Source organism: Shewanella sp. SM74 (assembly GCF_025653725.1).
Taxonomy (GTDB): Bacteria; Pseudomonadota; Gammaproteobacteria; order Enterobacterales; family Shewanellaceae; genus Shewanella; species Shewanella oncorhynchi.
In genome coordinates, this window is sequence record NZ_JAKKRZ010000010.1 from 1 (window position 1) to 23,737 (window position 23,737).

Annotated in this window: 23 protein-coding genes and 2 pseudogenes; 13 read left to right on the plus strand and 12 right to left on the minus strand. The window is 46.8% G+C overall.

What is annotated here, in order from left to right; genetic code table 11:
* Window positions 1-183 (plus strand): annotated as a pseudogene (tnpA, locus tag L5M49_RS11865) (IS200/IS605-like element ISSod23 family transposase); the annotation flags it as partial.
* An 85-nt stretch (window positions 184-268) separates the two neighbouring features.
* On the opposite strand, the gene panC reads toward tnpA, so the two are convergent.
* From panC to sfsA, 7 genes are all read right to left on the minus strand, one after another.
* Window positions 269-1,114, minus strand: a complete 846-nt coding sequence (gene panC / locus L5M49_RS11870) for a pantoate--beta-alanine ligase (RefSeq protein ID WP_173246722.1) — start codon at window positions 1,112-1,114, stop codon at window positions 269-271.
* 24 nt (window positions 1,115-1,138) lie between these two features.
* The gene (gene panB, locus L5M49_RS11875; RefSeq protein WP_263266136.1) at window positions 1,139-1,936 is read right to left on the minus strand and encodes a 3-methyl-2-oxobutanoate hydroxymethyltransferase; all 798 of its coding nucleotides are present in this window, start codon (window positions 1,934-1,936) and stop codon (window positions 1,139-1,141) included.
* Window positions 1,937-1,992: 56 nt separating this feature from the next.
* The gene (gene folK / locus L5M49_RS11880; RefSeq protein ID WP_263172553.1) at window positions 1,993-2,475 is read right to left on the minus strand and encodes a 2-amino-4-hydroxy-6-hydroxymethyldihydropteridine diphosphokinase; all 483 of its coding nucleotides are present in this window, start codon (window positions 2,473-2,475) and stop codon (window positions 1,993-1,995) included.
* Window positions 2,475-4,016 carry a polynucleotide adenylyltransferase PcnB gene (locus L5M49_RS11885; RefSeq protein ID WP_173497280.1) on the minus strand — a complete coding sequence of 514 codons (1,542 nt, stop codon included), beginning with the start codon at window positions 4,014-4,016 and terminating at the stop codon, window positions 2,475-2,477. The genes folK and L5M49_RS11885 overlap by 1 nt, the downstream gene beginning before the upstream one ends.
* Before the next feature lie 19 nt (window positions 4,017-4,035).
* A complete protein-coding gene (gene gluQRS / locus L5M49_RS11890; protein WP_263143077.1) occupies window positions 4,036-4,950 on the minus strand; it encodes a tRNA glutamyl-Q(34) synthetase GluQRS in 915 nt (304 codons plus the stop codon).
* Between the two features lie 169 nt (window positions 4,951-5,119).
* Window positions 5,120-5,563, minus strand: a complete 444-nt coding sequence (gene dksA / locus L5M49_RS11895) for an RNA polymerase-binding protein DksA (RefSeq protein WP_006082967.1) — start codon at window positions 5,561-5,563, stop codon at window positions 5,120-5,122.
* A gap of 163 nt (window positions 5,564-5,726) precedes the next feature.
* Window positions 5,727-6,431: a DNA/RNA nuclease SfsA gene (gene sfsA, locus L5M49_RS11900; RefSeq protein ID WP_113939738.1), complete on the minus strand. Its 705-nt coding sequence runs from the start codon at window positions 6,429-6,431 to the stop codon at window positions 5,727-5,729.
* 201 nt (window positions 6,432-6,632) lie between these two features.
* On the opposite strand from sfsA, the gene pepB reads away from it, so the two are divergent.
* The 3 genes from pepB (at window position 6,633) to L5M49_RS11915 (ending at window position 8,811) form a co-directional block, all read left to right on the plus strand.
* A complete protein-coding gene (gene pepB / locus L5M49_RS11905) occupies window positions 6,633-7,925 on the plus strand; it encodes an aminopeptidase PepB (RefSeq protein ID WP_113939740.1) in 1,293 nt (430 codons plus the stop codon).
* 205 nt (window positions 7,926-8,130) lie between these two features.
* On the plus strand, window positions 8,131-8,640 hold the full coding sequence (locus L5M49_RS11910; RefSeq protein ID WP_219252224.1) for a GNAT family N-acetyltransferase: 510 nt from the start codon (window positions 8,131-8,133) through the stop codon (window positions 8,638-8,640).
* Window positions 8,641-8,682: 42 nt separating this feature from the next.
* Window positions 8,683-8,811 (plus strand): hypothetical protein, encoded by a 129-nt coding sequence (locus L5M49_RS11915; protein ID WP_263266137.1) that lies wholly within the window; start codon window positions 8,683-8,685, stop codon window positions 8,809-8,811.
* A 560-nt stretch (window positions 8,812-9,371) separates the two neighbouring features.
* Here the strand turns inward: L5M49_RS11915 and L5M49_RS11920 are convergent.
* The 3 genes from L5M49_RS11920 to L5M49_RS11930 all read right to left on the minus strand — a co-directional run bounded on the left by L5M49_RS11920 (window position 9,372) and on the right by L5M49_RS11930 (window position 11,622).
* Window positions 9,372-10,259, minus strand: coding sequence for a phosphoribulokinase (locus L5M49_RS11920; RefSeq protein WP_011847692.1), 888 nt, complete (start codon window positions 10,257-10,259; stop codon window positions 9,372-9,374).
* Window positions 10,260-10,349: 90 nt separating this feature from the next.
* Window positions 10,350-10,595, minus strand: a complete 246-nt coding sequence (locus tag L5M49_RS11925) for a YheU family protein (protein WP_173246707.1) — start codon at window positions 10,593-10,595, stop codon at window positions 10,350-10,352.
* Entirely contained in the window at window positions 10,579-11,622 is a 1,044-nt protein-coding gene (locus tag L5M49_RS11930) for a hydrolase (RefSeq protein WP_263266138.1), read from the minus strand. Before L5M49_RS11930 ends, L5M49_RS11925 begins: the two co-directional genes overlap by 17 nt.
* Window positions 11,623-11,810: 188 nt before the next feature.
* Between L5M49_RS11930 and L5M49_RS11935 the strand changes: the two genes are divergently transcribed.
* The 3 genes and pseudogenes from L5M49_RS11935 to L5M49_RS11945 all read left to right on the plus strand — a co-directional run bounded on the left by L5M49_RS11935 (window position 11,811) and on the right by L5M49_RS11945 (window position 14,433).
* Window positions 11,811-12,317 (plus strand): TAT leader-containing periplasmic protein, encoded by a 507-nt coding sequence (locus L5M49_RS11935; protein WP_105251529.1) that lies wholly within the window; start codon window positions 11,811-11,813, stop codon window positions 12,315-12,317.
* A gap of 69 nt (window positions 12,318-12,386) precedes the next feature.
* Window positions 12,387-13,982, plus strand: a complete 1,596-nt coding sequence (locus L5M49_RS11940; RefSeq protein ID WP_263266139.1) for a GMC family oxidoreductase — start codon at window positions 12,387-12,389, stop codon at window positions 13,980-13,982.
* A 51-nt stretch (window positions 13,983-14,033) separates the two neighbouring features.
* A pseudogene (locus L5M49_RS11945) lies at window positions 14,034-14,433 on the plus strand (GFA family protein).
* A gap of 78 nt (window positions 14,434-14,511) precedes the next feature.
* Here L5M49_RS11945 and L5M49_RS11950 read toward each other — a convergent pair.
* Both L5M49_RS11950 and L5M49_RS11955 read right to left on the minus strand, forming a co-directional pair.
* Window positions 14,512-14,973 carry a TIGR02444 family protein gene (locus L5M49_RS11950; RefSeq protein ID WP_263266140.1) on the minus strand — a complete coding sequence of 154 codons (462 nt, stop codon included), beginning with the start codon at window positions 14,971-14,973 and terminating at the stop codon, window positions 14,512-14,514.
* 54 nt (window positions 14,974-15,027) lie between these two features.
* Window positions 15,028-16,941 (minus strand): ABC transporter ATP-binding protein, encoded by a 1,914-nt coding sequence (locus L5M49_RS11955; protein WP_198572870.1) that lies wholly within the window; start codon window positions 16,939-16,941, stop codon window positions 15,028-15,030.
* A gap of 253 nt (window positions 16,942-17,194) precedes the next feature.
* Here L5M49_RS11955 and L5M49_RS11960 point away from each other — a divergent pair, with 253 nt between their 5' ends.
* The 6 genes from L5M49_RS11960 (at window position 17,195) to L5M49_RS11985 (ending at window position 23,657) form a co-directional block, all read left to right on the plus strand.
* Window positions 17,195-17,398 (plus strand): YheV family putative zinc ribbon protein, encoded by a 204-nt coding sequence (locus tag L5M49_RS11960; RefSeq protein WP_263183047.1) that lies wholly within the window; start codon window positions 17,195-17,197, stop codon window positions 17,396-17,398.
* A 571-nt stretch (window positions 17,399-17,969) separates the two neighbouring features.
* The gene (locus L5M49_RS11965; RefSeq protein ID WP_263266141.1) at window positions 17,970-18,320 is read left to right on the plus strand and encodes a hypothetical protein; all 351 of its coding nucleotides are present in this window, start codon (window positions 17,970-17,972) and stop codon (window positions 18,318-18,320) included.
* 214 nt (window positions 18,321-18,534) lie between these two features.
* Window positions 18,535-19,320: a hypothetical protein gene (locus tag L5M49_RS11970; protein ID WP_263183044.1), complete on the plus strand. Its 786-nt coding sequence runs from the start codon at window positions 18,535-18,537 to the stop codon at window positions 19,318-19,320.
* Window positions 19,321-19,737: 417 nt separating this feature from the next.
* Entirely contained in the window at window positions 19,738-20,625 is an 888-nt protein-coding gene (locus tag L5M49_RS11975) for a pirin family protein (protein WP_263266142.1), read from the plus strand.
* A 316-nt stretch (window positions 20,626-20,941) separates the two neighbouring features.
* The gene (dbpA, locus tag L5M49_RS11980; protein ID WP_011847678.1) at window positions 20,942-22,318 is read left to right on the plus strand and encodes an ATP-dependent RNA helicase DbpA; all 1,377 of its coding nucleotides are present in this window, start codon (window positions 20,942-20,944) and stop codon (window positions 22,316-22,318) included.
* 289 nt (window positions 22,319-22,607) lie between these two features.
* Window positions 22,608-23,657 (plus strand): hypothetical protein, encoded by a 1,050-nt coding sequence (locus L5M49_RS11985; RefSeq protein WP_173242906.1) that lies wholly within the window; start codon window positions 22,608-22,610, stop codon window positions 23,655-23,657.
* The last annotated feature ends 80 nt before the right edge of the window (window positions 23,658-23,737 follow it).

Below are 23,737 nucleotides of genomic sequence, written 5' to 3' on the forward strand. Positions count from 1 at the left end.
GCGATAAGGTTATTCAATAAATTCCCTCATGTACGTAAAAAGCTATGGGGCAATAGCTTTTGGGCCAGAGGTTATTTTGTAGATACAGTAGGTGTTAATGAAGAAATCATTAGACGATATGTGCGCCATCAAGATAAACAAGATCAGGAACATGAGGCTCAATTGTCGTTGCAGATGATGTAGGTTCTTGGAATAGCCCCTTCCAGGGGCAAGTCAAAGCCGCCTTCTAAGAAGGCGGATTCTTTACTTATTGATAACGCTTAAGAGATTAGCGATCGAACCTTAAGTTGTCGATAAGTCGCGCTTTACCTATATAGGCGGCGGCCAAAATGACTAAGGTTTGGTCTTGGCTCTGCGCTTTCTCAAGCGTGTGGGCATGACGAATTTCCAGATAATCCGGCGTAAAGCCCGCCGCCACTAAACTGATTTTCGCTTGCTCGGTGACAGCATCAACACTCTGACCTTGTTTGATCCCTGCAGCCATAGCATCTATCGCCTGTTTTAATGCTGGTGCAGCGGCTTTTTCTGCGGCGGTGAGATAACCATTGCGCGAACTCATGGCTAAACCTGAGTCCTCACGTATGGTATCAACACCGATAATCTCAATCGGTAATGACAAGTCTTCAACCATAGTTTCAATGACTAATAGCTGTTGATAGTCTTTATTGCCAAAGAGTGCCACATCGGGCTGTACTATGTTGAATAGTTTACAGACGATAGTCGCAACGCCTCGAAAATGCCCCGGACGGCTAGCGCCGCAGAGCAGATCTGAAATACCTGGCACTTCAACATAGGTTTGTTGCGCTAAGCCCTTGGGATACATCACGGCTGGTGTTGGGGTAAACAGCAACTCAGCGCCAGCGGCGGTGAGGGCTTCACTGTCGGCGGCGAGTGTGCGTGGGTAGGCATCGAGATCTTCGTTCTGGCCAAATTGCATTGGATTGACGAAAATCGATACCACCACATGATCACAACGTTTAGCCGCTTCTTTCACTAAGGTGATGTGTCCCCGATGGAGATTGCCCATGGTCGGCACAAAGGCGACAGTTTCGCCCTTGGCACGCCATGCACGCACTTGAGTGCGAATATCATCAATATGGGCGCTAGTGATCATTGAGCCTTACCTTGCATAAATCTGTTATTTGTTAAAAGTGTGTTCTTCGCCAGGAAAGGTTCCTTGGGCAACTTCGTCGATATAAGCACGTACCGCAGAACGAATTTCACCGGTTTGTTTTAGGTAGTTTTTCGAGAAACGTGGAATGTAACCACTTGAAATACCTAACACATCATGCATCACCAAGATTTGTCCATCAGTCGATGCGCCTGCGCCAATCCCAATGACAGGAATCGTTAAGGCTTGAGTGATCGCCGTAGCGAGAGGCGCAGGGATACATTCCACTACGAGTAGTTGAGCCCCCGCGGCTTCTAAAGCCTTAGCTTCGTCGAGGATGCGCTGGGCATTTTCGGCATCGCGGCCTTGCACTTTAAAACCACCAAACACATGAACCGACTGAGGCGTTAAGCCTAAGTGGGCACATACAGGAATACCGCGTTCGGTGAGCTTAGTGACGGTTTCGAGTAACCAGTGTCCGCCTTCGACTTTGACCATGTTCGCGCCAGCTTGCATTAACTCAGTGGCGTTGACCATGGCTTGTTCTGGTGTGGCGTAACTCATAAAGGGCATATCGGCGATCAGCAGGGCACGTTCGATACCGCGACGAACACAGCGAGTATGGTAAGCGATTTCTGCAGTAGTGACGGGCAGGGTATCGTCATGGCCTTGGAGAACCATTCCCAAAGAATCGCCGACCAGCAGCACATCGACACCTTCGCTATCGAACGCGCTGGCAAAACTGGCATCATAGGCTGTCAGTGCCGTGAATTTTCTACCTTCCTGTTTGTATTTCAACAGGGTTGAGCTAGTAATTTTAGACATATGGATGATCTTCAAACCAAATAGAAGTGGTGTTATAAGCTAACTGAGGACGGACTTCAATGATCAATGCCCAGTTGTTGTAACTCGGCCAACATTTTTGTATCGATAAGACTGTCGATGGCAGTGTTGCACGGCAGAATCAGATCCGGTGCAATTGAGGCTAAAGGCACGAGTACAAAGCTGCGCGTTTTCATGCCGTAGTGGGGCACTTTGAGTCTAGGAATGTCAATGTTCTCATTACCATACAAGAGTAAATCGAGATCTAAGGTTCTAGGCCCCCAACGCTCTAGGCGGACTCGTCCTTGGGTGTTTTCGATATGCTGCAGTGCATCGAGTAAAGCTAATGGCGCAAGATCAGTATCGAAACTCGCTACCGCATTAACATAATCGGGTTGCACGACATCGCCCATGGGCGTCGAATGGTAATAGGGAGAAACGACGAGACTATTGCCTAAGGTGGACAATGCCGTCACGGCATTGTCTAATTGCGCCTTGGGATCTTCAAGATTTGCGCCTAATGCGACGTAGACACGGGGCATTATTCAGCCGTTTTAACTTTAGGTGTGCCACTCGCTTTAGGTGCGCTCGTCGGCGCTGAACCATCGGCATTCGGTGCACGAGGACGGCGACGACGTTGGGTGGCATTACGGTTACGGTTTGGCGATTTACTGCCGCTACGCGCTATAGCTAAACGTTCTGTTTCATCGGCTTCGACAAATTGTTGCCACCAAGCGGCACTTTTAGCGACATTACCCGCTTCGACTTCGCCCCTGAGTAAGAGTAAATCGTATGCAGCTCTAAACTTAGGGTGTTCCATTAGTTTAAAGGCGCGAGTGCCTTGGCTACGATCAAAGCGTAACTGTAACTGCCAAATGTCTTTTGCTGGCGTACTAAAACGGCGTGGAATACTAATGGTTTGGCATTGCTGCTCCATCACATCGCCCATGGCGGCAAAGAAGGCATCATATAACGTCAGGCCACTTTCAACGGCAATATCTTCGGCGCGTTGACGCAGTGGATACCAGAGAAGCGCAGCATAGAAGAATGAAGGTGTGACCGGCTTATCTTCGTTAACTCTTTGATCTGTGCTCTTCATGATGGCTTGCACCATTTTCATGGTCGTACCTTTAGGATCATCTTTTAGCAGAGCGGCCACTTGCGGAAACAGCGGTGCAAATAGCTTGTATTCTTGCATTAATTCGAAGTTGGCTAAGGCTTTGCCTGCAAAGAAGAGTTTTAACACTTCTTCGTACATGCGTGCTGCGGGAATATCTTTGAGCAGCGGCGCTAATTGTTTAATCGGTGCGGCTGTGACGGTTTCGATACCCATGTTGAGCTTAGTGGCGAAACGCACCGCCCTTAACATACGCACGGGATCTTCGCGGTAACGGGTTTCAGGATCGCCGATTAATCTTAGGGTGCCCGCTTTGAGATCGGCCATACCGCCGCCGTAGCTGCGGATCGAGTAATCGCTGATATCGTAATAGAGGGCATTGACGGTAAAGTCGCGGCGCTCGGCATCTTCATCGATTTCGCCATAGACGTTATCGCGCAGCAAACGCCCTTCGGCATTGGCTTTAGAGACTTTCTCATTACTCTCGCCGTGGTGACCGCGGAAGGTGGCGACTTCAATCACATCGCGACCGAAAACAATGTGCGCTAAGCGGAAACGGCGACCGACAACACGGCAATTACGGAATAGTTTTTTGATTTCTTCCGGTGTTGCATTGGTCACTATGTCGAAATCTTTCGGTTCAATCCCTAAGAGTAAATCGCGTACACCGCCGCCGACTAAATAGGCTTTAAAGCCAGATTTATTCAGTCTGTATAATACCTTAAGGGCATTCTCGCTGATTTGTTTGCGCGAGATGGTATGGGCATCTCTTGGTACTAACTCTAAACTCAAAGCACCGGAACTTTGTTCAGGTGTTGTTGGTTCAATCTGAGCTGGAGTCGGAGCGGTCGTTTTAGGCGCGTCTTCAAATAGCTGTTTGCAGAATTGGCTGATACGGCGAAAAATGGGACACCTCGAAATATGATCTGTTATTTGATTAAAAATCTGGCGGCTATCATATACCAAATGCGGCCTAATGAGTATATCAGGGCTCGATCAGTATCTCAGATTGTTGCGGTATAGTGGATAATTGAAACTGATCCACGGCTTGAGCGAGCATTTGCGCCACAGAGCCGCGGGTTTCGACGGGGGGTTGGCCTAAAAATGTCAGTGCCGCATTGAGGCTCGCCTGTGGATTAAGTGTATCAATTGCCTGTGCATGATTCTGTTTTGAGAGCTTAAAGCCTTTACTTATGCAGGCGAGTGGCAAGTGCAGCCATTGCGGTGTGGCTAAACCAAAGCTTTGATACAAACTCAGTTGGCGACAACTGGCCTCGATTAAGTCGCAGCCTCGAACCACTTCGGTGATCCCTTGATAAGCATCGTCGAGTACCACGGCCAGTTGATAGGCGTACAGATCATCACTGCGTTTGATGATGAAATCCTCTGCGGCAAAATGGCTATCAACGCAAATATGGCCCATTAGATTGTCATCAAATTCTTGCACTTGCGCCGTGTTGACGATTCGCACCGCACCCGACCTAACAAGATTTGCAGACTGGGTTTGTGGCAATCGGTGGCAGCGGCCATCGTAGACGCCGCCCATGGCTTGAATTTGCTTGCGACTACATTGGCAAAAATAGGCTTTATCTTGGGCGAGCAGCGAGTCAATTTGCGCTTGATAAGCCGCTGTGCGCTGGCTTTGATACAGAGGCACATCATCCCACTCAAATCCATAGGCTTCTAAGGTGCGTAAGATATCATCGGCGGCGCCTTTGACTTCCCGCGGTGGGTCTATATCTTCGATGCGAATTAGCCATTTACCCTGTTGTGAGCGGGCGCGCAGATAACTGCCAAGGGCGGCGATAAGCGAACCAAAGTGCAAGGCACCCGAAGGCGAAGGCGCAAAGCGGCCGACATAGGGCTGGCTGGATAAATCGGAATGTAATGGCTTTGACATAACAACTAGATGGCGTTTTAAAGTCGCGACGGTAAAAGTGGATGTATTTTAGAGGGATGCCAAGAGAAAAGCGAATCGGGGTAAATTGGAGTGAGCTCGGCTTTAGCTCGTCGAGTTTACGAGTTGCTAGAAACAAATAGGCGGGGAAATCCCCGCCCAGTATGCTTGATTAACCAGCCATTTGTTTCTCTTTGATCTCTGCAAGCGTTTTACAGTCGATGCATTGATCTGCTGTTGGACGCGCTTCGAGACGGCGGATGCCGATTTCGATACCGCAAGAATCACAGAAGCCGAAATCGTCTTCTTCAATTTTTTGCAGTGTTTTTTCGATTTTTTTGATCAGCTTACGTTCTCTATCGCGAGCACGAAGTTCGAGGCTGAACTCTTCTTCTTGTGCTGCACGGTCAACAGGATCGGGAAAGTTTGCGGCTTCGTCCTGCATGTGGCTAAGAGTACGGTCGACCTCTTCACGCAACTGATTGCGCCAAGCTTCAAGAATTGTCTTGAAGTGACCCAGTTGCTTAGCGTTCATATACTCCTCACCCGGCTTTTCCTGGTAAGGATTTACACCTGCGATAGCGAGTACGCCAAGTTTTTTGGTGCCTTCAGGCATAACGCATCTCCTGTAATCATTTGCGTTTGTAGGGCGTCCTTAAGAACGGCCGCTATCTATAGCAGAATCTTCACATCGAGGCAAACTTTTCATTCTGCTTTGATTGAATTTTTTGACTATGTTCGCTAATTCAAATGAAATCAAATTTAACTCAGCCTTAACATCATACTCGTACATCGCAGGCTTGGGCTAGGTGAATCTCAGTCGGGGAGATTTTACAGCGATAGGCTAGCACTTCAATGCCGGCTAACACAGCCATTTTCAGTAACTTAGCATATTCAGGGTCGATATGTGCTGCGGGGGCAACACTGAATATTTCACTGTGCTGCACCACAAATAGCAATACGGCTCTGTGGCCTTGACTCACCATGTGCATCAATTCACGTAAATGTTTTTGACCGCGTAAGCTCACAGCATCGGGAAAATAACCTTGGCCATCCTCGAGCAAAGTACAACTTTTGACTTCTATATAACAGGCGGGTTTTTGAGCACCCTGTAGCAGGATATCGATGCGACTATTTTCATCACCGTATTTGACTTCACGGCTGAGGCTATCATAACCCGTGAGTTCCTTGATGATACCTTTATTGATGGCTTCTTCGGCTAAGGTATTCGCCTGACCCGAGTGGATACCGATTAAGCCTGCATCTGGCGTGGTCATCAGTTCCCACGTATGGGCATATTTACGTTTAGGGTTATCAGAGGTAGAAAACCATACGGTTTCACCGGGATACAGGCAATTACGCATAGAGCCGGTATTGGGGCAATGTAGGGTGATCTCACTGCCATCGCTTAGCTGCACATCGGCCAGAAAACGCTTATAGCGGCGCAATAAAATGCCCTGTTGTAGTGGCGGTGTAAATTCCATAGGTAGACCTATCTCGGCTGTTCTAGGTCGTAAAGCCTAGCAAATTTCGCAAATGTTTACAGATTTTACCTGAGTAACTTCAGCCAATCGCTTTGCGTCATCGCCTGCTAGCAGTAAACTGCCGCCATAAAGTTTGTTCTGATTGCTGATTGATTGTTCTGATTGATTATTCTAAAACGAATCGAAAAATAAGGATCCCTAATGAGTGAACTAAAAGTAACTGAATTGATGAAAGTGCAATTAACCAAAGAAGCACCCGCCGCGCACTGGGGCAAGGCTGATGTGACTTATACTGCCGACGGTGCGCAAATTCATTTAGCGGGTGGCGATGAGCTGCGTCAAATTCAAATGGCGGCCCGTAAACTGCGCAGTCAAGGCATTAGCAGTGTGGAATTAGCTGGGCAGTTTTGGGATCTCAATAGCCAATGGGTATTTGCCCAAGGTTTCGCGACGGCAAAACCAGGCTATCAAATCCATTGGTGTGGTGATGAGTCTGTGCAAGCAGAATTGCAACGTCGACTCGATGTGGCGACTTTTGCCCGTCAACTGATCAACGATACGCCTGAGAACCTGTCGCCAGTGAAACTCGCCCAGCAAGCCGCAAAATGGTTGGCTGAGGTTGGTGGCGACAAGGTGAGTTATCGGATTATCGAAGGTGAAGCGCTGCTTGAAGAACAGTGGATTGGTATCCATGCCGTCGGTCGCGGCAGTGAGCGTCCACCGGCAATGTTAGAGTTAGACTTCAACCCATTAGCCGCCGATGCACCTGTGTCTGTGGCGCTTGTGGGTAAAGGGATTACCTTTGATTCTGGCGGCTACAGCATCAAAGCTTCTGAAGGCATGTTAGGCATGAAATGCGATATGGGCGGCGCGGCGACTGTGACTGCAGCACTTGGTTTAGCGATCAAGTCTGGCCTCAACAAACGCGTTAAACTCTTCTTATGTTGTGCTGAAAACTTGATCAGCGGTCGCGCCTATAAGTTAGGTGACATTCTGACCTACAAAAATGGTGTAACAGTTGAAGTAGTGAACACAGATGCGGAAGGGCGCTTAGTGTTGGCCGATGGCCTACAAGCTGCATCTGCTACAGGCGCACCTTTTATTATCGATGCAGCGACCCTTACAGGCGCCGCTGTGATGGCGGTGGGTTCTAACTACAACGCGATTTTCTCGCCACAGGCGGATGTGTTGCAACTGGCCCAGCAAAAAGCTACTAGCGTTGCCGAGCGCGTATGGCCGCTGCCGCTGGATCCTTGGCACAAAGAAATGTGTCCATCTGCCTATGCTGACACCGCCAACAGCCGCGCAATGAAAGGCGGTGGTGCAGGTGGTGCTTCTAATGCTGCTGGTTTCTTATGGCGTTTCGTGTCACCCGAAGCTAAATGGTTACACGTTGATTTAGCAGGCGCTTTTGAAGATTCAGCTTCTGCCATGTGGGGCGCTGGTGCAACGACCCATGGCGTATTGACTATTAGTGAATTGATTAAAGGCTAAGCCTAGCTAGTGAATTGATTAAAGGCTAAGTCTAGCGCTAAGACTAAGTCAGATATGTTAGCTAAGATTCATTAAGGTTCTGTAGCTTTGATTAAACCGCCTACGGGCGGTTTTTTATTGGTTGAAAGATTAGAACACTCGTTTACTTGGCGTTTTAGCGGCTTCATGGCATGTTATGGCTGAGCATTTTTAATCGGGATACATGATGATAACTATACGAAAAGCGACGAAAGCGGATGCTCAGGCCTGCTGGGATATCCGCAATGCGGCCATCAATAAAGGTTGCGCCGGATTTTATGATGCGGGCGATCTGGTGATTTGGACCGAGGGCGAACTGACCGAGCAATTTAGTCGTATCGTCGATGCACATTTTTATGTGGCAGAGTTGTCTTCTAACGAGTCGCAGCTTAAGACTGTGGTCGGCACTGCCATGTTGGATGAACCCTATGCCCAGTTAGAAGCCTTGTTTGTTTCCCCCGATGCTATGGGGTTAGGAGTTGGTAAAGTGCTGCTGCAATTTATTGAAACTATGGCTTTTAATCAGGGGATAGCCCAACTCAGATTGGAGTCAACTTTAAATGCGGTGGATTTCTATCGTCACTGTGGTTTTGGTGGTGAAGGTTTAGAGGAGGAATCTATTTACTGTTCGCCCAGAGGCATAGCCTTAGAGTGTATGGTGATGTATAAAAATCTAGGGCGGTCTTTGGCCTGCTAGGGCGCAGCAAAAAACGCTGCGGCTAGAATCTAGGGCGTTGCTTTGCAACTGCTAGAACGCCGCGTTGCGGCTACGGATAACGGCACGCAGCAAACTGCTACAGAACGTCACTTTGTGACTCACGATTTACGCAACGGGCTTTGCCCTTACTGTGAGCGCTGCGTTCTGTGAGTGAGTTTACGAACGTTCTGTTTTCCTAGAATCTAGAGCCTAGAACCTATTTTCTGAGAGGTTGCTGGCATACTCAAGGGAATCAACAGATCAAGTATGAATGCGGAATTAACTTATATAAAGTCACATTAAAAAGGTTGCTGACATACTCAAGGAAATCGACAGATCAAGTATGGATGTGGAATTAACTCTGAAGATTTAGAGTTTAAGATAAGGTTGCTGACATATTCGAGGGAATCAACAGATCAAGCATAGATGTGGAATTCATTCTTCATATAAGGTTGCTGACGTACTCAAGGAAATCAACAGATCAAGTATGGATGTGGAATTAACTCTGAAGACTTATAGTTTCGTTAAAAAGGTTGCTGACATACTCAAGGAAATCAACAGATCAAGATGGGGGAATTAACTCCCAAGAGTATGCCAACTATCGTTCTTTCGCCTGAAATCCCGATGCCGACAAGATTAGCGCTAGTGGCTTAAATAAAACTTAATCCATTGCAAAAAAAGACTTTATTTCCTTAGCCTTTAGTCAAAATTGCCCACAAATCCTCAAGGTTTCAGTTCGCTTCTGGGGTATTAAGTTGCTGACGTTTTTCCATCAAATCTTTAATCAAAGGCGTGAGGATCAGCTCCATCGCCAGCGACATTTTGCCGCCGGGGACGACGAGTGTGTTGACCCGTGACATAAATGAACCTTGGATCATATTGAGGTAATAGGGGAAGTCGACATTATTGATACCGCGGAAGCGGATCACCACAAAGCTTTCATCTAAGCTCGGAATATCTTTGGCACTAAATGGGTTAGAGGTATCGACCGTCGGTACTCGCTGAAAGTTAATGTGAGTGCGGGAGAACTGTGGCGTCATGTGCTTAATATAGTCGTCCATACTGCGCACAATCGAGCCCATGACTTTTTCACGGCTGTGGCCACGCTCCGAAGTATCGCGGATAATTTTTTGGATCCACTCTAAGTTGACTATGGGCACCATGCCGATCAGCAAGTCCACATGCTGGGCGACATTGGCATCACCAGTAACTACGCCGCCATGTAAGCCTTCGTAGTAGAGCATATCGGTATTTTCAGGTAGTGGTCGCCATTGGGTAAAAGTGCCAGGCATCTGGTTAAAAGGCACTGCCTCATCGAAGGTGTGTAAATAGCTGCGGGTTTCACCTTGGCCTGTGGTGCTGTAATCGCGAAAGCATTGCTCTAAACGAGCAAAGTTATTAGCCTCTGGGCCAAAATAGCTAAGATTGCGGTTTTCAGCTTGGGATTTGCGGATCATGACTTCCATTTCGGCGCGGGTAAAATGATGAAAACTGTCGCCTTCGACAAAGGCGGCGTTGATCCCGAGTTGGCGAAAAATATGGCTAAAGGCAGTCGTCGTCGTGGTGGTTCCCGCGCCTGATGAGCCTGTAACTGCAATAATGGGATGTTTTGCTGACATTTTTTCTACCTAGCTAGGAACCAAAAGAGCCGCTTATGGGGAAGCGATAAAAACGCGAGTACTATTTATACGGTACAGAGGTAGGACTGGTCAATCTTGCTGCTGTGCTATTTGTTCCGCTGAACGTATGGCGAAGGATTCATCGTCTTCACTGTACTCTAATTTCAGTTTACCTTGCTTAAGTGCTTGTTGACATTGGACTATCGCCTGAGCAAGCTCCTGTTCATCGAGACTGGCAAAGCTGCCATCCTCCACTTGACCGAAGAGATATTCGCGGATCACATTGGCGAGCGTTTCCTTGGGGAGTTGTAACAGGGTTTCATAGGGAATGAGCATCGGTGTTTCCTTGGGTAATATTGTCGCCGTTGATTGGGTCTGCAGTAAGCGAGTGAACACTTTGATCGCCTAGTAAAAAATGTAAAATCCGTCGCTCAAGGTAGAAGCGCGGTTTCCAAGGTGTACCGCCTTCGATAAAGCCGACATGGCCGCCATAGGGATGCAGTTCGTATTCCACATAGCCCGACAATTGACTTGATTTGGGGATCACTTCATCGGTCATAAAGGGATCGTCCTTGGCATGTATGATGAGCGTCGGTTTAGTTATGCGGCTGACAAAGGGTAAGCCACTGGCACGCGTATAGTAATCGTCTACGCCGTCAAAGCCGTGTAATGGCGCTGTGACTTTATCGTCAAAATCATAGAAGGTATTTAAACGGTCGACCTGCAACTGGCTCAGCGGCATAGAGATGGCTAAGTCGGGATCATTCAGTTTATGGCTGATTTTCTGTTGTAACTGTTTGATTAAATAGCTTTGATACACCTTTGAAAAGCCATTTTCCAAGCGTTTAGCGCAGGCTGACAATTGCAGCGGCGCAGAGACAACCACAGCGCGGGCTAATAAACTATCATCCTGATATTCGCCTTGATACTTAGTCAGCACATTGCCGCCTAAACTGTAACCTACGGCTAATAAGGGCGATTGCGGATACGCGCTTTTCAGTGTCGATAGACTAAACTGTAAATCGTCCGTATCGCCACTGTGATAACTGCGGGCGAGGCGATTGGCCTCACCCGAACAACTTCTGTGATGGTGCACGACGGCAGCGAGTTGCTGTTCTTTACAGGCTTGCAGTATCCGCCGCGCATAATGGGACTGAGCACTTCCTTCTAAGCCGTGGATGATCACCACGATCGGTTTGCCAGACTGTGGAACATCCTGCCAATCTAAATCGATAAAATCGCCATCGGGTAACTCTAAGCGCTGCCGCTGTAATGCTGGTTTGGCCACTTTAGTGAATACGGGTAAAATCGTTTGTATATGGGGACTCTTGGCCCACCAAGGTGGCATAAAGGAATTTGGCATAGATGTTTATCTTGGTATCGGCTATTGCTGAAAATTAAAACGTGTGTTTAATTTATACCCAAACCAACTCAAAATGCTGAAATTCGTATTTTGAGGTCGCTTGGGTATAAACTCGCGGCCATTGTAGCACAATTGTTTTTTATGCTGATATTTAGGCCGACATTTAGGTTGATAATTAGGAGATAGAGATGAAGCGACGAACCTTTATAATGGGTGCGTTTGCCGGTACGGCGGCGTTAGCCTTAGGGGTTAATCTCTATTCTCCTGAGTTTAGTTTGCCCGAGGATAGCGAAGGCAAAGATTATCGTTTGTTGTTTAGCGTGCTTTTGCCTGTGATGCTCGACGGCGCCTTGCCTGATGTGGCCATCCATAAGTTGGCGGCGCAAAACCGCACTTTAGATGCCATCAAACAGTCGATTGCTGTGTTACCCGATGAGCAGCAAACCGAGTTATTTGAACTGCTCGATATGCTCGAAAATCGTCTTGGTTTACTGGTACTCACCTCGAGCATGACGCCGCTATTGATGCGCTCTCCCGCCGAGTTAACTGATATGTTAGAAACCTGGCGCCACAGTTATTTTGCTTTGTTACAAACGGCTTATCTTGGATTGCGGGAATTAGTGATGGCAAGTTACTACGCTTGTCCTGAGCACTGGAGCCGCCTGCATTATGCCAAGCCTGAACTGTTCAAATAGCGAGTCCATTTTTAACCTAATCAAACGCCGAATAATAAGCATCTTACCCGCGACAGTGGAGCACTCAAGTTGGCAATCATAGATCCTATAGTGAATGGTTTAAACTCTAGTTGGTTGCACACTGATGCAAGCCAATTGCAAGAAAACCAGCAGTTTGAAGCTGATGTGATTATTGTCGGCACAGGTGCTGGCGGCGGTGTGGCGGCTGAAATCCTCACCCAAGCAGGGCTAAGCGTGATCATGATTGAGGCGGGACCGCTAAAATCCTCCAGCGATTTTAATATGGAAGAGCGAGTTGCTTATCCCAACTTGTATCAACAAGCTGCGGCGATGAAAACTGTCGATAAGGCGATTGGCATTTTTCAAGGCCGCGCAGTCGGTGGCTCAACCACAGTTAACTGGACCACTTCAATTCGCACTCCGACCGAGGCGTTAGCTTTTTGGACGCAACATAAATCGGTTGCAGGGCTTAATCGCGAGAGCTTAGACCCTTGGTTTGAGCAAATGGAGCAGCGGCTCAATATCCATGAATGGAACTATGAGCCTAATCGCAATAATGCCGCCCTGAAGCAAGGTTGTATCAATCTTGGTTGGGAATACACAGTCATTAAACGCAATGTGGCGGGTTGCTGGAATACTGGCTATTGCGGCATGGGTTGTCCGGTCAATGCGAAGCAATCTATGTTAGTCACCACGATTCCCGCGGCACTTGAGAAAGGCGCGCAGCTGATCAGTCGCGCTAAAGTGACTAAGATTGAGCACCATAATGGCCAAGTGTTTGCGTTAAAGGCGCAGGCGCTGGATGTGAATTTACGACCCACTGACGTTGAGCTGTTATTTAAGGCTAAACATTATATTTTGAGTGCGGGTGCTATCCATACACCGACGATTTTGATGCGTTCGCAAGTGCCCGATCCCCACCAACTTTTGGGTAAACGCACCTTTTTACATCCTACTTTGTTATCCGGCGGCGTATTTGCCGATTCGATCAATGGCCATAGCGGTGCGCCGCAATCTATCTATTCCGATGAATTTGTGTGGAACAATGGCGCCGATGGTGAGCTGGGTTATAAACTCGAAGTGCCGCCGGTGCATCCGATTTTAATTGCCTCTAAAACCTTAGGTTATGGTACGAGTCATGCTGAGTTAATGTCACAATTCAATCAGTTGCAAGTGACTATCGCTTTGATCCGCGATGGCTATCATCCCGACAGTCAAGGCGGTGAAGTACACTTAACGGATAAGGGCTTTGCTTTAGATTATCCGTTGACCGATGCTTTTTGGCGGGCCGCGAGACGCGCTTTTGCTAGTATGGCGGAGTTACAATTCTCGGCGGGCGCCTTAAAAGTGTTGCCGATCAGCGATGGTATGCCTTACTTATCCTCGTGGAAAGACGCCAAAGAGAGCATTGCGCAGATGTCACTCGCGCCACTGCGCACTATCGTTGCATCGGCCCATGTGATGGGCGGTTGTCCCTTCGGCGAAGATGAAAAGCTTTCTATGGTCAACAGTTATGGTCAGTCGCACTATTTAGAGAATTTATCTGTAATGGATGGTTCTATCTTCCCGACCAGCCTTGGCGCTAACCCGCAGCTGTCGATTTATGGCATCACGGCACGAAATGCCACCGCACTCGCACAGAAGCTCACTGACGGTAAAGCCTGATGTTATCTTATCAAAATGCAGCTTAGCTTGATAAAGCTTGATGGGGTGTGAATGTCTGAAAACATATTACGGGAAGGTGGTTGCTTATGCGGGGCGATTCGTTATCAGGTTGAAGGTGACCCCTTTGATGCGGATTATTGCCACTGCCGTTCGTGCCAAAAAAGCACGGGATCTGCATTTGGGGCTTGGATGGATTTTAAACTCAGCCAAGTGATTTGGCTTAAAGGTCAGGTGACAGAGTTTGCATCGTCTGAGTTTATTCGCCGTGGATTTTGTGACCAATGCGGTACATCGTTAACTTACCGGCATACTCAATATCCTGATTATTATAGCGAGTCTGGACGATGCTAACCAAGTTCAGCCTAAGTACCATATTTATACTGAGAGTCAGCTGAACTGGTTGGTGATCGAGGATGACTGTGAACGCTATCCGCAAGGCCGCAGCTGTTAGCGGATCAGATGATCACTGCGTTGATTTGATCGAGCTAACTTGGCGGTGCTTGATTTAACGTGATTTGTTTGGGGGAGATCAGGGCGCAATGAGGCCGACTTCGTTGGCGTCAATGTCACTGAGTCCAAACAGGCTTAAGTAGCTCACTAGATTTGTCGCTTGGCCGCTTGGGCTGAGTTCATTGAGTTTATTTAAGATGGTTCGCTGCGCTTTACGTTCCATCATCAGCTCAACGGCGAGCATCTGCTGATACTCTTGCTCATTCAGGCTGGACTTAGCCAGTTTGCGTAATTTGCGGTAGGGCATGAGAAACCTTTCATCCCATTCACCCACAGCATTCATCAGCGTTTGCCATTGGTCCGTGCTGTATTGCTGCGGCCCAGACACATCCATAGTGATATCTAAATATTGTGCCAGTAGCAGTAGATTGACGTTCACCTGACAGCTATTTTGCAATTCGAGACAGAGCGCTTTGTTTTGCGCATAGCTCATATCACACCATTGCCAGAGTTGACTGTCGAACTGGGTTAAAACCGCCATACTATTTCCTTGTATTGCCGCTGCTACTGACTTTTATGTAAAAGAACGCTGGAGTTATTGTTGCTCCATGACCTCTTGCTCCATTGCATCTATCTCTTCTTGCAACTCGAGCCATTGCATTTCACTGTCTTCTAAGGTTTGCGTCAAGCTCGTTCGCTCGGTTAATACCGAGGTTAGCTTGGCTTTGTTATCTTGATCATACAATTCGCTATCGGCCAGCAAGTGCTCTAGCTCGGCGAGGCGTTCGCTCAGCTTTTGTTGCTCGGTTTCTAACTTAGTTTGTTTGCGCTTGAGCGGCGATACCTTTTGGCGGATCTCGGCCTCGAGGCGTTTTTGCTGTTTTTTATCGGCGGCAGGTTTGATCTCGTCGCTGGTGCTGTTTTGATTCGAGTTGGCTTTCGCCGCATCGAGCAACCATTGGTGATAATCGTCTAAGTCACCGTCGAAGGCACGTACTTCACCTTGATCCACCAGATAGTAATCGCTACAGGTTAATCGCAGTAAATGCCTATCATGCGAGACGACAACCATAGCACCTTCAAAGGTTTGCAGTGCCATCGTTAGAGCGTGGCGCATCTCTAAGTCTAAATGGTTGGTGGGTTCATCGAGCAGCAATAGGTTAGGGCGTTGCCAAACTAATAGCGCCAACACTAAACGGGCTTTCTCGCCGCCAGAAAAGGGTCGTACAGGTGAGAGCGCCATATCGCCATTAAAGCCAAAACCGCCTAAGAAGTTACGCAACTCTTGCTCTCTGGCATTGGGTGCCAGACGTACTAAATGCTGCATAGGCGTGTCGTCGAGGCGTAAAAATTCGATTTGGTGCTGGGCAAAGTAGCCAATATTAACGCCGGGATTAGGTTCATACAAACCTGTCATTGGCGATAATTGACCCGATAACAACTTGATTAATGTCGATTTACCCGCGCCGTTACGGCCGAGTAAACCAATGCGCGCCCCCGGTACTAAGTTTAAATGCACCTTGCTCAGGATGGGTTTGTCGCCATAGCCTATTGCGACTTGCTCCATCTTAATCAGCGGATTGGGCAGGGCTTCAGGGGCACGAAACTCCATATAAAAGGGGCTATCGGCTTGAGACGGCAACAACTCAGTCATGCGCTCTAGTGCCTTTAAGCGGCTCTGCGCTTGTTTGGCTTTACTTGCCTTGTAACGGAAACGGTCAACGAAGGACTGCATGTGTGCACGTTCTTTTTGTTGGCGTTCAAAGGCAACCTGTTGTTGCGACATACGTTCGGCACGAATGCGCTCAAAGGCACTGTAATTGCCTTTGTAGAAATTGAGTTTTTGATTTTCAACATGGACGATTTCATCAACGATTTCATCGATAAAGTCCCTATCATGGCTGATTAAAATCAGCGTGCCTTGATAGGACTTAATCCAACCTTCGAGCCAGTACATGGTATCTAAGTCTAAGTGGTTGGTTGGTTCGTCGAGGAGCAATAAGTCAGAGCGGCACAGTAGCGCTTGGGCTAAGTTGAGGCGCATACGCCAACCACCCGAAAAGCTTTTCACTGGATTGCTTTGCTCGGCTTCACTAAAGCCCAGACCCGCTAACAATGAACCCGCGCGCGAATGAATCGCATAACCACCGATAGCGTCGATTTTGCCGTGTAAGAGTGCGATGGCATTGCCGTCGTTATCTTCTTGGGCCTTGTGTAATAGGGCTTCTAATTGACGATATTCGCTATCGCCATCGATCACATATTCCAGTGCCGAGACGTCGAGCGCAGGGGTTTCTTGGGCCACAGTGGCAATTTGCCAGCCAGAAGGCAGACTAAATTCACCTTTATCTAGGCTTAAGTGACCTAAAATTAATGCGAGCAGTGAGGATTTGCCTGTGCCGTTAGCACCGACTAAACCGACCTTATGGCCGGGATAAATCGTGAGAGAGGTCTCATCTAGCAGGGTTTTGCTGCCACGGATTAATTGCGCTTGGTTGATGCTGATCATTAACTACAACTTGGTTAGAACGTGAATTCGTCAGGGCACAGATAATAGCGTACAACCCAGTTTCAAACCACAGCCTGACCCGATAACTAGGACAATTATTCGACTTTTCAGGACGATCTTGAGCGAATCGCATCACATTGGCTTAAGGCCTCATACTTTCAGGTAACACTGGCATTCAATCATCAGTGTGGCAAAATAGCGCCAATTTCTTCGGCCGAGTTCCTTGGCCCTGCTATCTGGTCCTTTATCTATTATGACAAACACTAAAATCAAAAAGCGTTTCGTAGCTGGTGCTAAGTGCCCAAAATGCAGCGCCAAAGACAGCATTTTACTCTACAAACAAAACGGCATCGAAACCGTTGAATGCACAGAGTGTGACTACCGTGAACAGCAAACCGATGAAAAGGTCACTGAAAAAGCCACCGGCGCTGTGATCGGCGTGTTTAAACCGGATTAGGTTGAAGCTTTAATTCAATTGGATCGCTTCGGCTGAGGATGCCTGTCCTATCTCTTATTTTTCCGTTTGTAGCTTTGTGAGTAAAGGTGCGCAACTCATTAACCACTCGCATTCCAGTGACACGCCGTGAATATATCCCTATAGGCTCGACGGCGGCATCCATGCCGCCAACGGTCACTTCCATGCTAGTGCTTAATTCGATTTATCTCTGAGTACACCTGTTTCGAACTGTAATCACGGTCTTTTGATAATAATCAGTCGGTAACGTCATCGCTAATTAACATCATAAATACGTTTGGCAATGGCGTGATAAGTGTTGTAGGTTATATGAACATAGGTAGCTTGAATTCTTTGTTGTCCCAGCTTACGGCGCTAGGTTTCTCTAAATAGATGGCGAATCTAAATGAATGTTTATGAATGTGAAGAACAGCTAGTTTCTCAAAGAAGAGGAAAATGGTCTGAATCCGGCGTACCTCATAAAGGATAGACTTGTGTTCACATTGAAGACTTAGAAGAACCTGATATTACTTGTGAAATGTGTGAATCTCAGAATGTTAGGTATGTTCATCATATGCAGCATCTGAACTATCCGATTATTCTTAAAGTTGGTTGTGTATGTGCCGGTCATTTGGAAGGTAATTTGAGTGCAGCCTCGAACAGGGAAAGAGTGGCGAGAAACTGGGCAAGTCGCAAAAAACGCTGGTTAACAAGAAAATGGAAGTTATCACATAAAGGTAATCCGCGTTTAAATATAGAAGGTTTTTGGGTAACTGTGTATAACAAAGAGGATAAATGGGGAGCTACGGTAAGTTCGAAAAATAGTAGTTTTTCAAAATATTTATATCGTAAATTTGACACTGAAAATGAGGCTAAATTAGCTGCATTTGATTTATTTACTTTAGCTTTAGCTACAAGATCTTAACTTGCTGTATGCGGACGAGATGCAGTTGTCGCTGGTGAGTAACCCGTAGGTTTATTAATGTTGTAAGAAACAATGTAAGAAACAGAGACACCCAACCTTAATATTATATTGTTGATCTAAAATGGATAGCCAGATTTTTAATTTATGCGCTGCAAACAGCGCAGCGCATAAATACTAAGACGTTAGATAGCCATCGTAAGTATTGGAGTTGTAAATGGATAACAATGAAAGTCTTAACTATTTTATGAGGCTATTAACGGAAAGGCATAATAATTTAAAGAAAACCAATGATGCTCTTTTTGATGCTTTAATTGGTGAAAATAAAGACACGAAAGAGAAAAATTGCCAAGCTAATCTAGATGCTGCAAATAATTTATCTATGTCTCTTGCTACAGCAGATCGTCCAGACTGGCTGAAAATAACTTTACAGTGGTGCAAGTGGTACATCGATAATCTGAAAATAGATGACGCAAACAAATATCTTTTTAGTAATATATCGCCAGTTAGAAATGATCTATTGCAACATAAATGGTCTTTATCTAAGGAGAAAGATGATGCTGACTTTCATTTTGATGAAATGTACGAAAGATTTAAAAAAGAAAGTAAGCTTCCTGAGTTTTTTGATGCCTTAATAAGTACTTTAGAGAAAATGATTGCTAGCGGTGAAATTGATAGCATTAAAACAATCAATAGTATTAAGCAACTATTATCACTTTTAAGGCAGAATAAGTCTGGTTCCTATTTTTCTGTAATGGCAAGTTGGGAATTTATGGGCGGCTTTATAAAGAATACTCTATGGGAATCTCTAGATTCACTCCCAGTGGTAAAGCAGCTCAAAAAAGGTTTTGAAAAGACTGTGAGTGAAATGGATATAGAGCTTGAAGAATTACACAACTCTATTGCTCAGGAAATGAAGAACAAATACAACACTACCGTTAATTCGTTAACTTACAAGAAGCAAGCTGAAAACATTCTTGAGCATAAAAAGGATATAGCCTAGTCGAGTAATTGGCTCTCCATCAAGCGCCTAAACTAAAGGAAGCACAACAGCAGGCTTGCACTCCTAAGTCGCTAATTTTAGACTGCTATTTTGCGTCGGTTAGGCAAGCGTTACCCATAGAAATCTTAATCCGAAACTCACTAATTCGAGCTAACGATCTAACTCGAAAATGTCCAAAAGCGTGCTGCGTAAGGCTTTTTAATCGACAGGTTACGCTAATGCTATGACAAACCTGTGTGAGTGGATATCAACAGCCTATCGTTCTATTTTTTCGAATGTTTAGGTCGTGATTTCGCGTTATTCTTTTGTAAACTTCCTTGTTATTCTGCCTCCATCAGCAAAGCGTTTGCGTCTTGTGTTAGCCGTACGGTCTTGGCGTTTCACGTATCGCTTTGCTCAACCGATAGGAGAGCAGCAATGAAAGTATTAAGTCAGTTTTCCGCCAAAGCCGCGATGGATGGCGATGGGGTCAATATTCGCCGTGTCGCCGATTTTGTGACGACTAAATTTGATCCTTTCTTGATGATCGACGAAATAAAATCCGATGATGAACAAGATTTTATCGGTGGCTTCCCCGCACATCCTCATCGCGGAATGGAGACCTTCACTTATATTCGTAAGGGCGGTTTTGAGCATCGCGACCAAATGGGTAATGTGAAGGCGATTCGTGCCGGCGATGTGCAGTGGATGAGCACCGGGTTCGGAGTAGTACACTCTGAAATGCCGCTGGCCGATGCGGTTGATGGTCTGCATGGATTCCAAATTTGGGTCAACATGCCCGCCAAAGACAAGCTGCGTCCAGCTAAGTATCAAGATACTGCGGGTAGCGCGAGCGTTGAAGTGACCAATAACACTGGCGCTAGCTTAAAAGCCTTAGCGGGTGATTGGGGCTTTAAAGATCAGCCGCTTATTAGTGCGGCTATTCAAGGATTAGCGGGTGAGGCTGCTATTGCTGATTTAAGTCTATCGCCAAATGCTGAGGCCACGCTCGATTTGTCTCAACATGAGTTTGTCGCCTTGTACTTGTACCAAGGTGACTTATATAAAAGCGATTCGAGTAAAGGCGAAGATTCGCAGTGGTCATCTGCTTCAAATCAACATCATCAGGGCGAGTTTTTAGTGATCGATAGCCAAAGTGTGCTTAAGCTTAAAGCCGATGAGCGCGGCGCTGGGATGCTACTGTTTGCGGGTAAACCTATCCGTGAAAAAATCGTCCAAATGGGTCCCTTTGTGATGAACACCCAAGCGGAGATTCAGCAGGCGATCCGCGATTATCAAGCAGGGCGTTTCGGCCAAATCGCTTGATTTGGGTGAGTTGGCCACTCTGAATTAATCCTCAGCCCTGAATTCCTACAGGGCTTTTTTGTTGCTGTTCACGCAAGCTATGTCTATTGCTTAAGGACTTGAGGCAAAAGCCGCGCTTTGTTGCTACAATAGCCGTGCTTTTGGGTTGAGCGAGCCTAGAGCTTAAATCTAAACTCAAGCTAGCCCAAAGCTAACCTGAATCTTGATAGACCAGTTAAATCGATAAGTAACGCAATTTCAGTAACCTAGCAGCCGCTTCGTTACCCACCACAGGATATTCACCTTGAGCAACTCTGATACTAAGCCTAATCCATCAATGGCTTTTTCGACTCTTAAGCTAAAACCCGAACTGCTTGAGAACCTTTCTTCTATGGGCTACAACGAGATGACGCCAATTCAGGCGCAAAGTTTGCCACCCATTTTAGCGGGGCAGGATGTGATAGGTCAGGGTAAAACTGGCTCGGGTAAAACGGCCGCCTTCGGCTTAGGATTACTGAACAAGTTAGACGTTAAACGCTTTCGCATTCAAACCTTAGTGTTATGCCCAACCCGCGAGTTGGCCGACCAAGTGGCGCAGGAAATCCGTACCCTTGCCCGTGGTATTCATAACGTTAAAGTACTGACACTTTGCGGCGGTGTACCTATGGGGCCACAAGTTGGCTCGCTGGAACACGGCGCGCACATTATTGTGGGTACGCCGGGTCGTATCGTCGATCACTTAGATCGCAACCGTCTAGATTTAAGCAATCTCAACATGTTAGTGCTCGATGAAGCCGATCGCATGTTAGAAATGGGCTTCCAACCCGCTCTAGATGCGATTATCGAACAAGCGCCACGTGAGCGTCAGACGCTGCTATTCAGCGCGACGTTCCCGGAGCAAATTCAATCGATTGCTAAGCAAATCATGTATGACCCAAGCATGGTTAAAGTTGAAGGTAATCACGACAGCTTGAGCATAGCTCAACATTTTTATCACTTAGACGATGACAAGGCGCGTATGCAAGCGCTGCAATTATTGTTGTTAGAACATAAGCCTGAAAGCGCTGTGGTGTTTTGTAACACTAAACGCGAAACTCAAAAAGTGGCCGATGAGCTTGAAGGCTTAGGCTTTAGCGTATTGGCTTTGCACGGCGATTTAGAGCAAAGAGACAGGGACGAAACCCTGCTGCAATTTGCTAATAAGAGTGCCTGTGTATTAGTGGCGACTGACGTTGCTGCCCGTGGTTTGGATATCGATGCGCTCGATGCCGTGTTTAACTATCACGTCGCCTATGACACCGAAGTGCACATTCACCGTATCGGTCGTACTGGCCGTGCGGGCAGTAAAGGTGCCGCTTATACCTTCTATAACGACCAAGACGGTTATAAAATTGCCTTGTTAGAAGAGTATTTAGAGCGCGAAATTACCAGTGAATCACTGCCATCTGAAAGCCTGCTCGGCAACACGCCTGCAGCGCCAACCATGATCACTCTGCAGATCGATGGTGGTAAGAAGGAAAAACTGCGCCCAGGGGATATCTTAGGCGCGCTGACAGGCGAAAACGGTATCGAAGGCTCACAGGTGGGTAAAATCCAAGTGACAGATTACCGCGCCTATGTGGCCGTTAATCGTAAGGTTGCCAAGAAAGCACTGAACAAAATTACTGGCGGCCGGATCAAAGGAAAATCTTACCGCGCTTGGCCAATGAAGTAAGTTTGGCCTAGCTTGAGTTGAATCGTACCTCGATTTAATTCGCTCTATTTTTAAAGGGAATAAACTCAGGTTTATTCCCTTTTTTTGTTCGGTTTTATAGCGGTAGTCATTACACCTTTGTGTCTACTTCACCGCGAATCTTATTGGGCGATTAAGTAACACTTTGTATTTGTCTGCTTAATTGATATGCCCCTCAGCTTGCCTGTGTTAGAAGTGATTCTGAGTAAAAAATAAATGAGCGGATTAACGGCTTTGTCAGGTGATAGGGCTGCATCGGTTTGGAGTATTTATGTTTCGATGGACTATTTTACTAAGCATCTTTTTGAGCGCAGCGAGCGCTGCATCAATTCAGCCAGAGCCGCAACCGTTACAGCATTTCATCTACATTAACCATCGTGAGGCTAACGGAGAAAACATTCGTGCCGACAAGGCGCTGCACGATCCCCGTTTTGGCGGTGCGCAGATTGTTTATACTTGGCGCAGTTTAGAGCCTAAGCAGGGCGAATATGATTTCAGTGCGATTAGGGCCGATATTGCGTATCTCGATTCGATAGGCAAAAAATTGTGGATCCAGCTGCAAGAGAAATCCTTTACGCCCAGAGTCAATGTGCCGCGTTATTTGCTCGATGATCCTATTTATCAAGGCGGTGTGTTGAAGCAAAGCATGTTGAGTGCACCAGAGCGTGATCCCAATAAACCGGTGACGGATGATGAGTATGGCTGGTCAGCCAAAATGTGGGAGCCCTCAGTGCGTGCACGTTATCAACAATTGGTGCGTCAGCTTGGCCAAGAGTTTGATGGGAAAATTGCGGGCATTAACTTTAGTGAAAGCTCAATTGATGTGGGGACTGAAAACGCCGACGGAACAACCACCTTCCCCAGTGATTTTAATCCTAAAGCCTATATTGATGCGATTGGCGAGAATATGCAGGTATTAGCTGAGTCATTTCAGCATTCAACCGCTATGGTGTATTTGAACTTTTTGCCAGACGAATGGCTGCCATGGAATGACAAAGGCTATATGCGAGGCTTATTTGCGCAAGCCAAATCGCTCAACATGGGTGTTGGTGGCCCAGATCTGATGCCTTACCGTAAAAGTCATATGGCACAAAGTTATGCCTTTATTAAAGAGTACCCAGCGACACTGGTGAAAGGTATGGCGGTGCAAGACGGTAATTTGCGGCAGATTAATCCTAAAACGGGTAAAAAGAATACTGTGCCTGAGCTGTTGGATTTTGCGCAAAACTACCTAGGCTTAGACTACATTTTTTGGGTTGAAGATGAACCCTATTTTACGGATGAAGTCCTGCAGCAGTTGCCAGATACAAAGGCGAATTAGCTTAGGTTGCCGTTTTAGGTTGTTTAAGGCAGTGATTGTTCAAGCCGATTATTGTTCAAAGCGTAGATAACGAGCTAAAC

What these genes read in the sequence shown, in the direction of transcription:
- gluQRS (WP_263143077.1), bottom strand. Translation starts at nt 4,950, where the DNA reads ATGTCAAAGCCATTACATTCCGATTTATCCAGCCAGCCCTATGTCGGC.
- L5M49_RS11920 (WP_011847692.1), bottom strand. Translation starts at nt 10,259, where the DNA reads ATGTCAGCAAAACATCCCATTATTGCAGTTACAGGCTCATCAGGCGCG.
- L5M49_RS11970 (WP_263183044.1), top strand. Translation starts at nt 18,535, where the DNA reads ATGGATAACAATGAAAGTCTTAACTATTTTATGAGGCTATTAACGGAA.
- dksA (WP_006082967.1), bottom strand. Translation starts at nt 5,563, where the DNA reads ATGCCTGAAGGCACCAAAAAACTTGGCGTACTCGCTATCGCAGGTGTA.
- L5M49_RS11965 (WP_263266141.1), top strand. Translation starts at nt 17,970, where the DNA reads ATGCAGCATCTGAACTATCCGATTATTCTTAAAGTTGGTTGTGTATGT.
- L5M49_RS11960 (WP_263183047.1), top strand. Translation starts at nt 17,195, where the DNA reads ATGACAAACACTAAAATCAAAAAGCGTTTCGTAGCTGGTGCTAAGTGC.
- L5M49_RS11955 (WP_198572870.1), bottom strand. Translation starts at nt 16,941, where the DNA reads ATGATCAGCATCAACCAAGCGCAATTAATCCGTGGCAGCAAAACCCTG.
- sfsA (WP_113939738.1), bottom strand. Translation starts at nt 6,431, where the DNA reads ATGGAATTTACACCGCCACTACAACAGGGCATTTTATTGCGCCGCTAT.
- panC (WP_173246722.1), bottom strand. Translation starts at nt 1,114, where the DNA reads ATGATCACTAGCGCCCATATTGATGATATTCGCACTCAAGTGCGTGCA.
- panB (WP_263266136.1), bottom strand. Translation starts at nt 1,936, where the DNA reads ATGTCTAAAATTACTAGCTCAACCCTGTTGAAATACAAACAGGAAGGT.
- L5M49_RS11950 (WP_263266140.1), bottom strand. Translation starts at nt 14,973, where the DNA reads ATGGCGGTTTTAACCCAGTTCGACAGTCAACTCTGGCAATGGTGTGAT.
- L5M49_RS11985 (WP_173242906.1), top strand. Translation starts at nt 22,608, where the DNA reads ATGTTTCGATGGACTATTTTACTAAGCATCTTTTTGAGCGCAGCGAGC.
- folK (WP_263172553.1), bottom strand. Translation starts at nt 2,475, where the DNA reads ATGCCCCGTGTCTACGTCGCATTAGGCGCAAATCTTGAAGATCCCAAG.
- pepB (WP_113939740.1), top strand. Translation starts at nt 6,633, where the DNA reads ATGAGTGAACTAAAAGTAACTGAATTGATGAAAGTGCAATTAACCAAA.
- L5M49_RS11935 (WP_105251529.1), top strand. Translation starts at nt 11,811, where the DNA reads ATGAAGCGACGAACCTTTATAATGGGTGCGTTTGCCGGTACGGCGGCG.
- L5M49_RS11975 (WP_263266142.1), top strand. Translation starts at nt 19,738, where the DNA reads ATGAAAGTATTAAGTCAGTTTTCCGCCAAAGCCGCGATGGATGGCGAT.
- dbpA (WP_011847678.1), top strand. Translation starts at nt 20,942, where the DNA reads ATGGCTTTTTCGACTCTTAAGCTAAAACCCGAACTGCTTGAGAACCTT.
- L5M49_RS11910 (WP_219252224.1), top strand. Translation starts at nt 8,131, where the DNA reads ATGATAACTATACGAAAAGCGACGAAAGCGGATGCTCAGGCCTGCTGG.
- L5M49_RS11925 (WP_173246707.1), bottom strand. Translation starts at nt 10,595, where the DNA reads ATGCTCATTCCCTATGAAACCCTGTTACAACTCCCCAAGGAAACGCTC.
- L5M49_RS11930 (WP_263266138.1), bottom strand. Translation starts at nt 11,622, where the DNA reads ATGCCAAATTCCTTTATGCCACCTTGGTGGGCCAAGAGTCCCCATATA.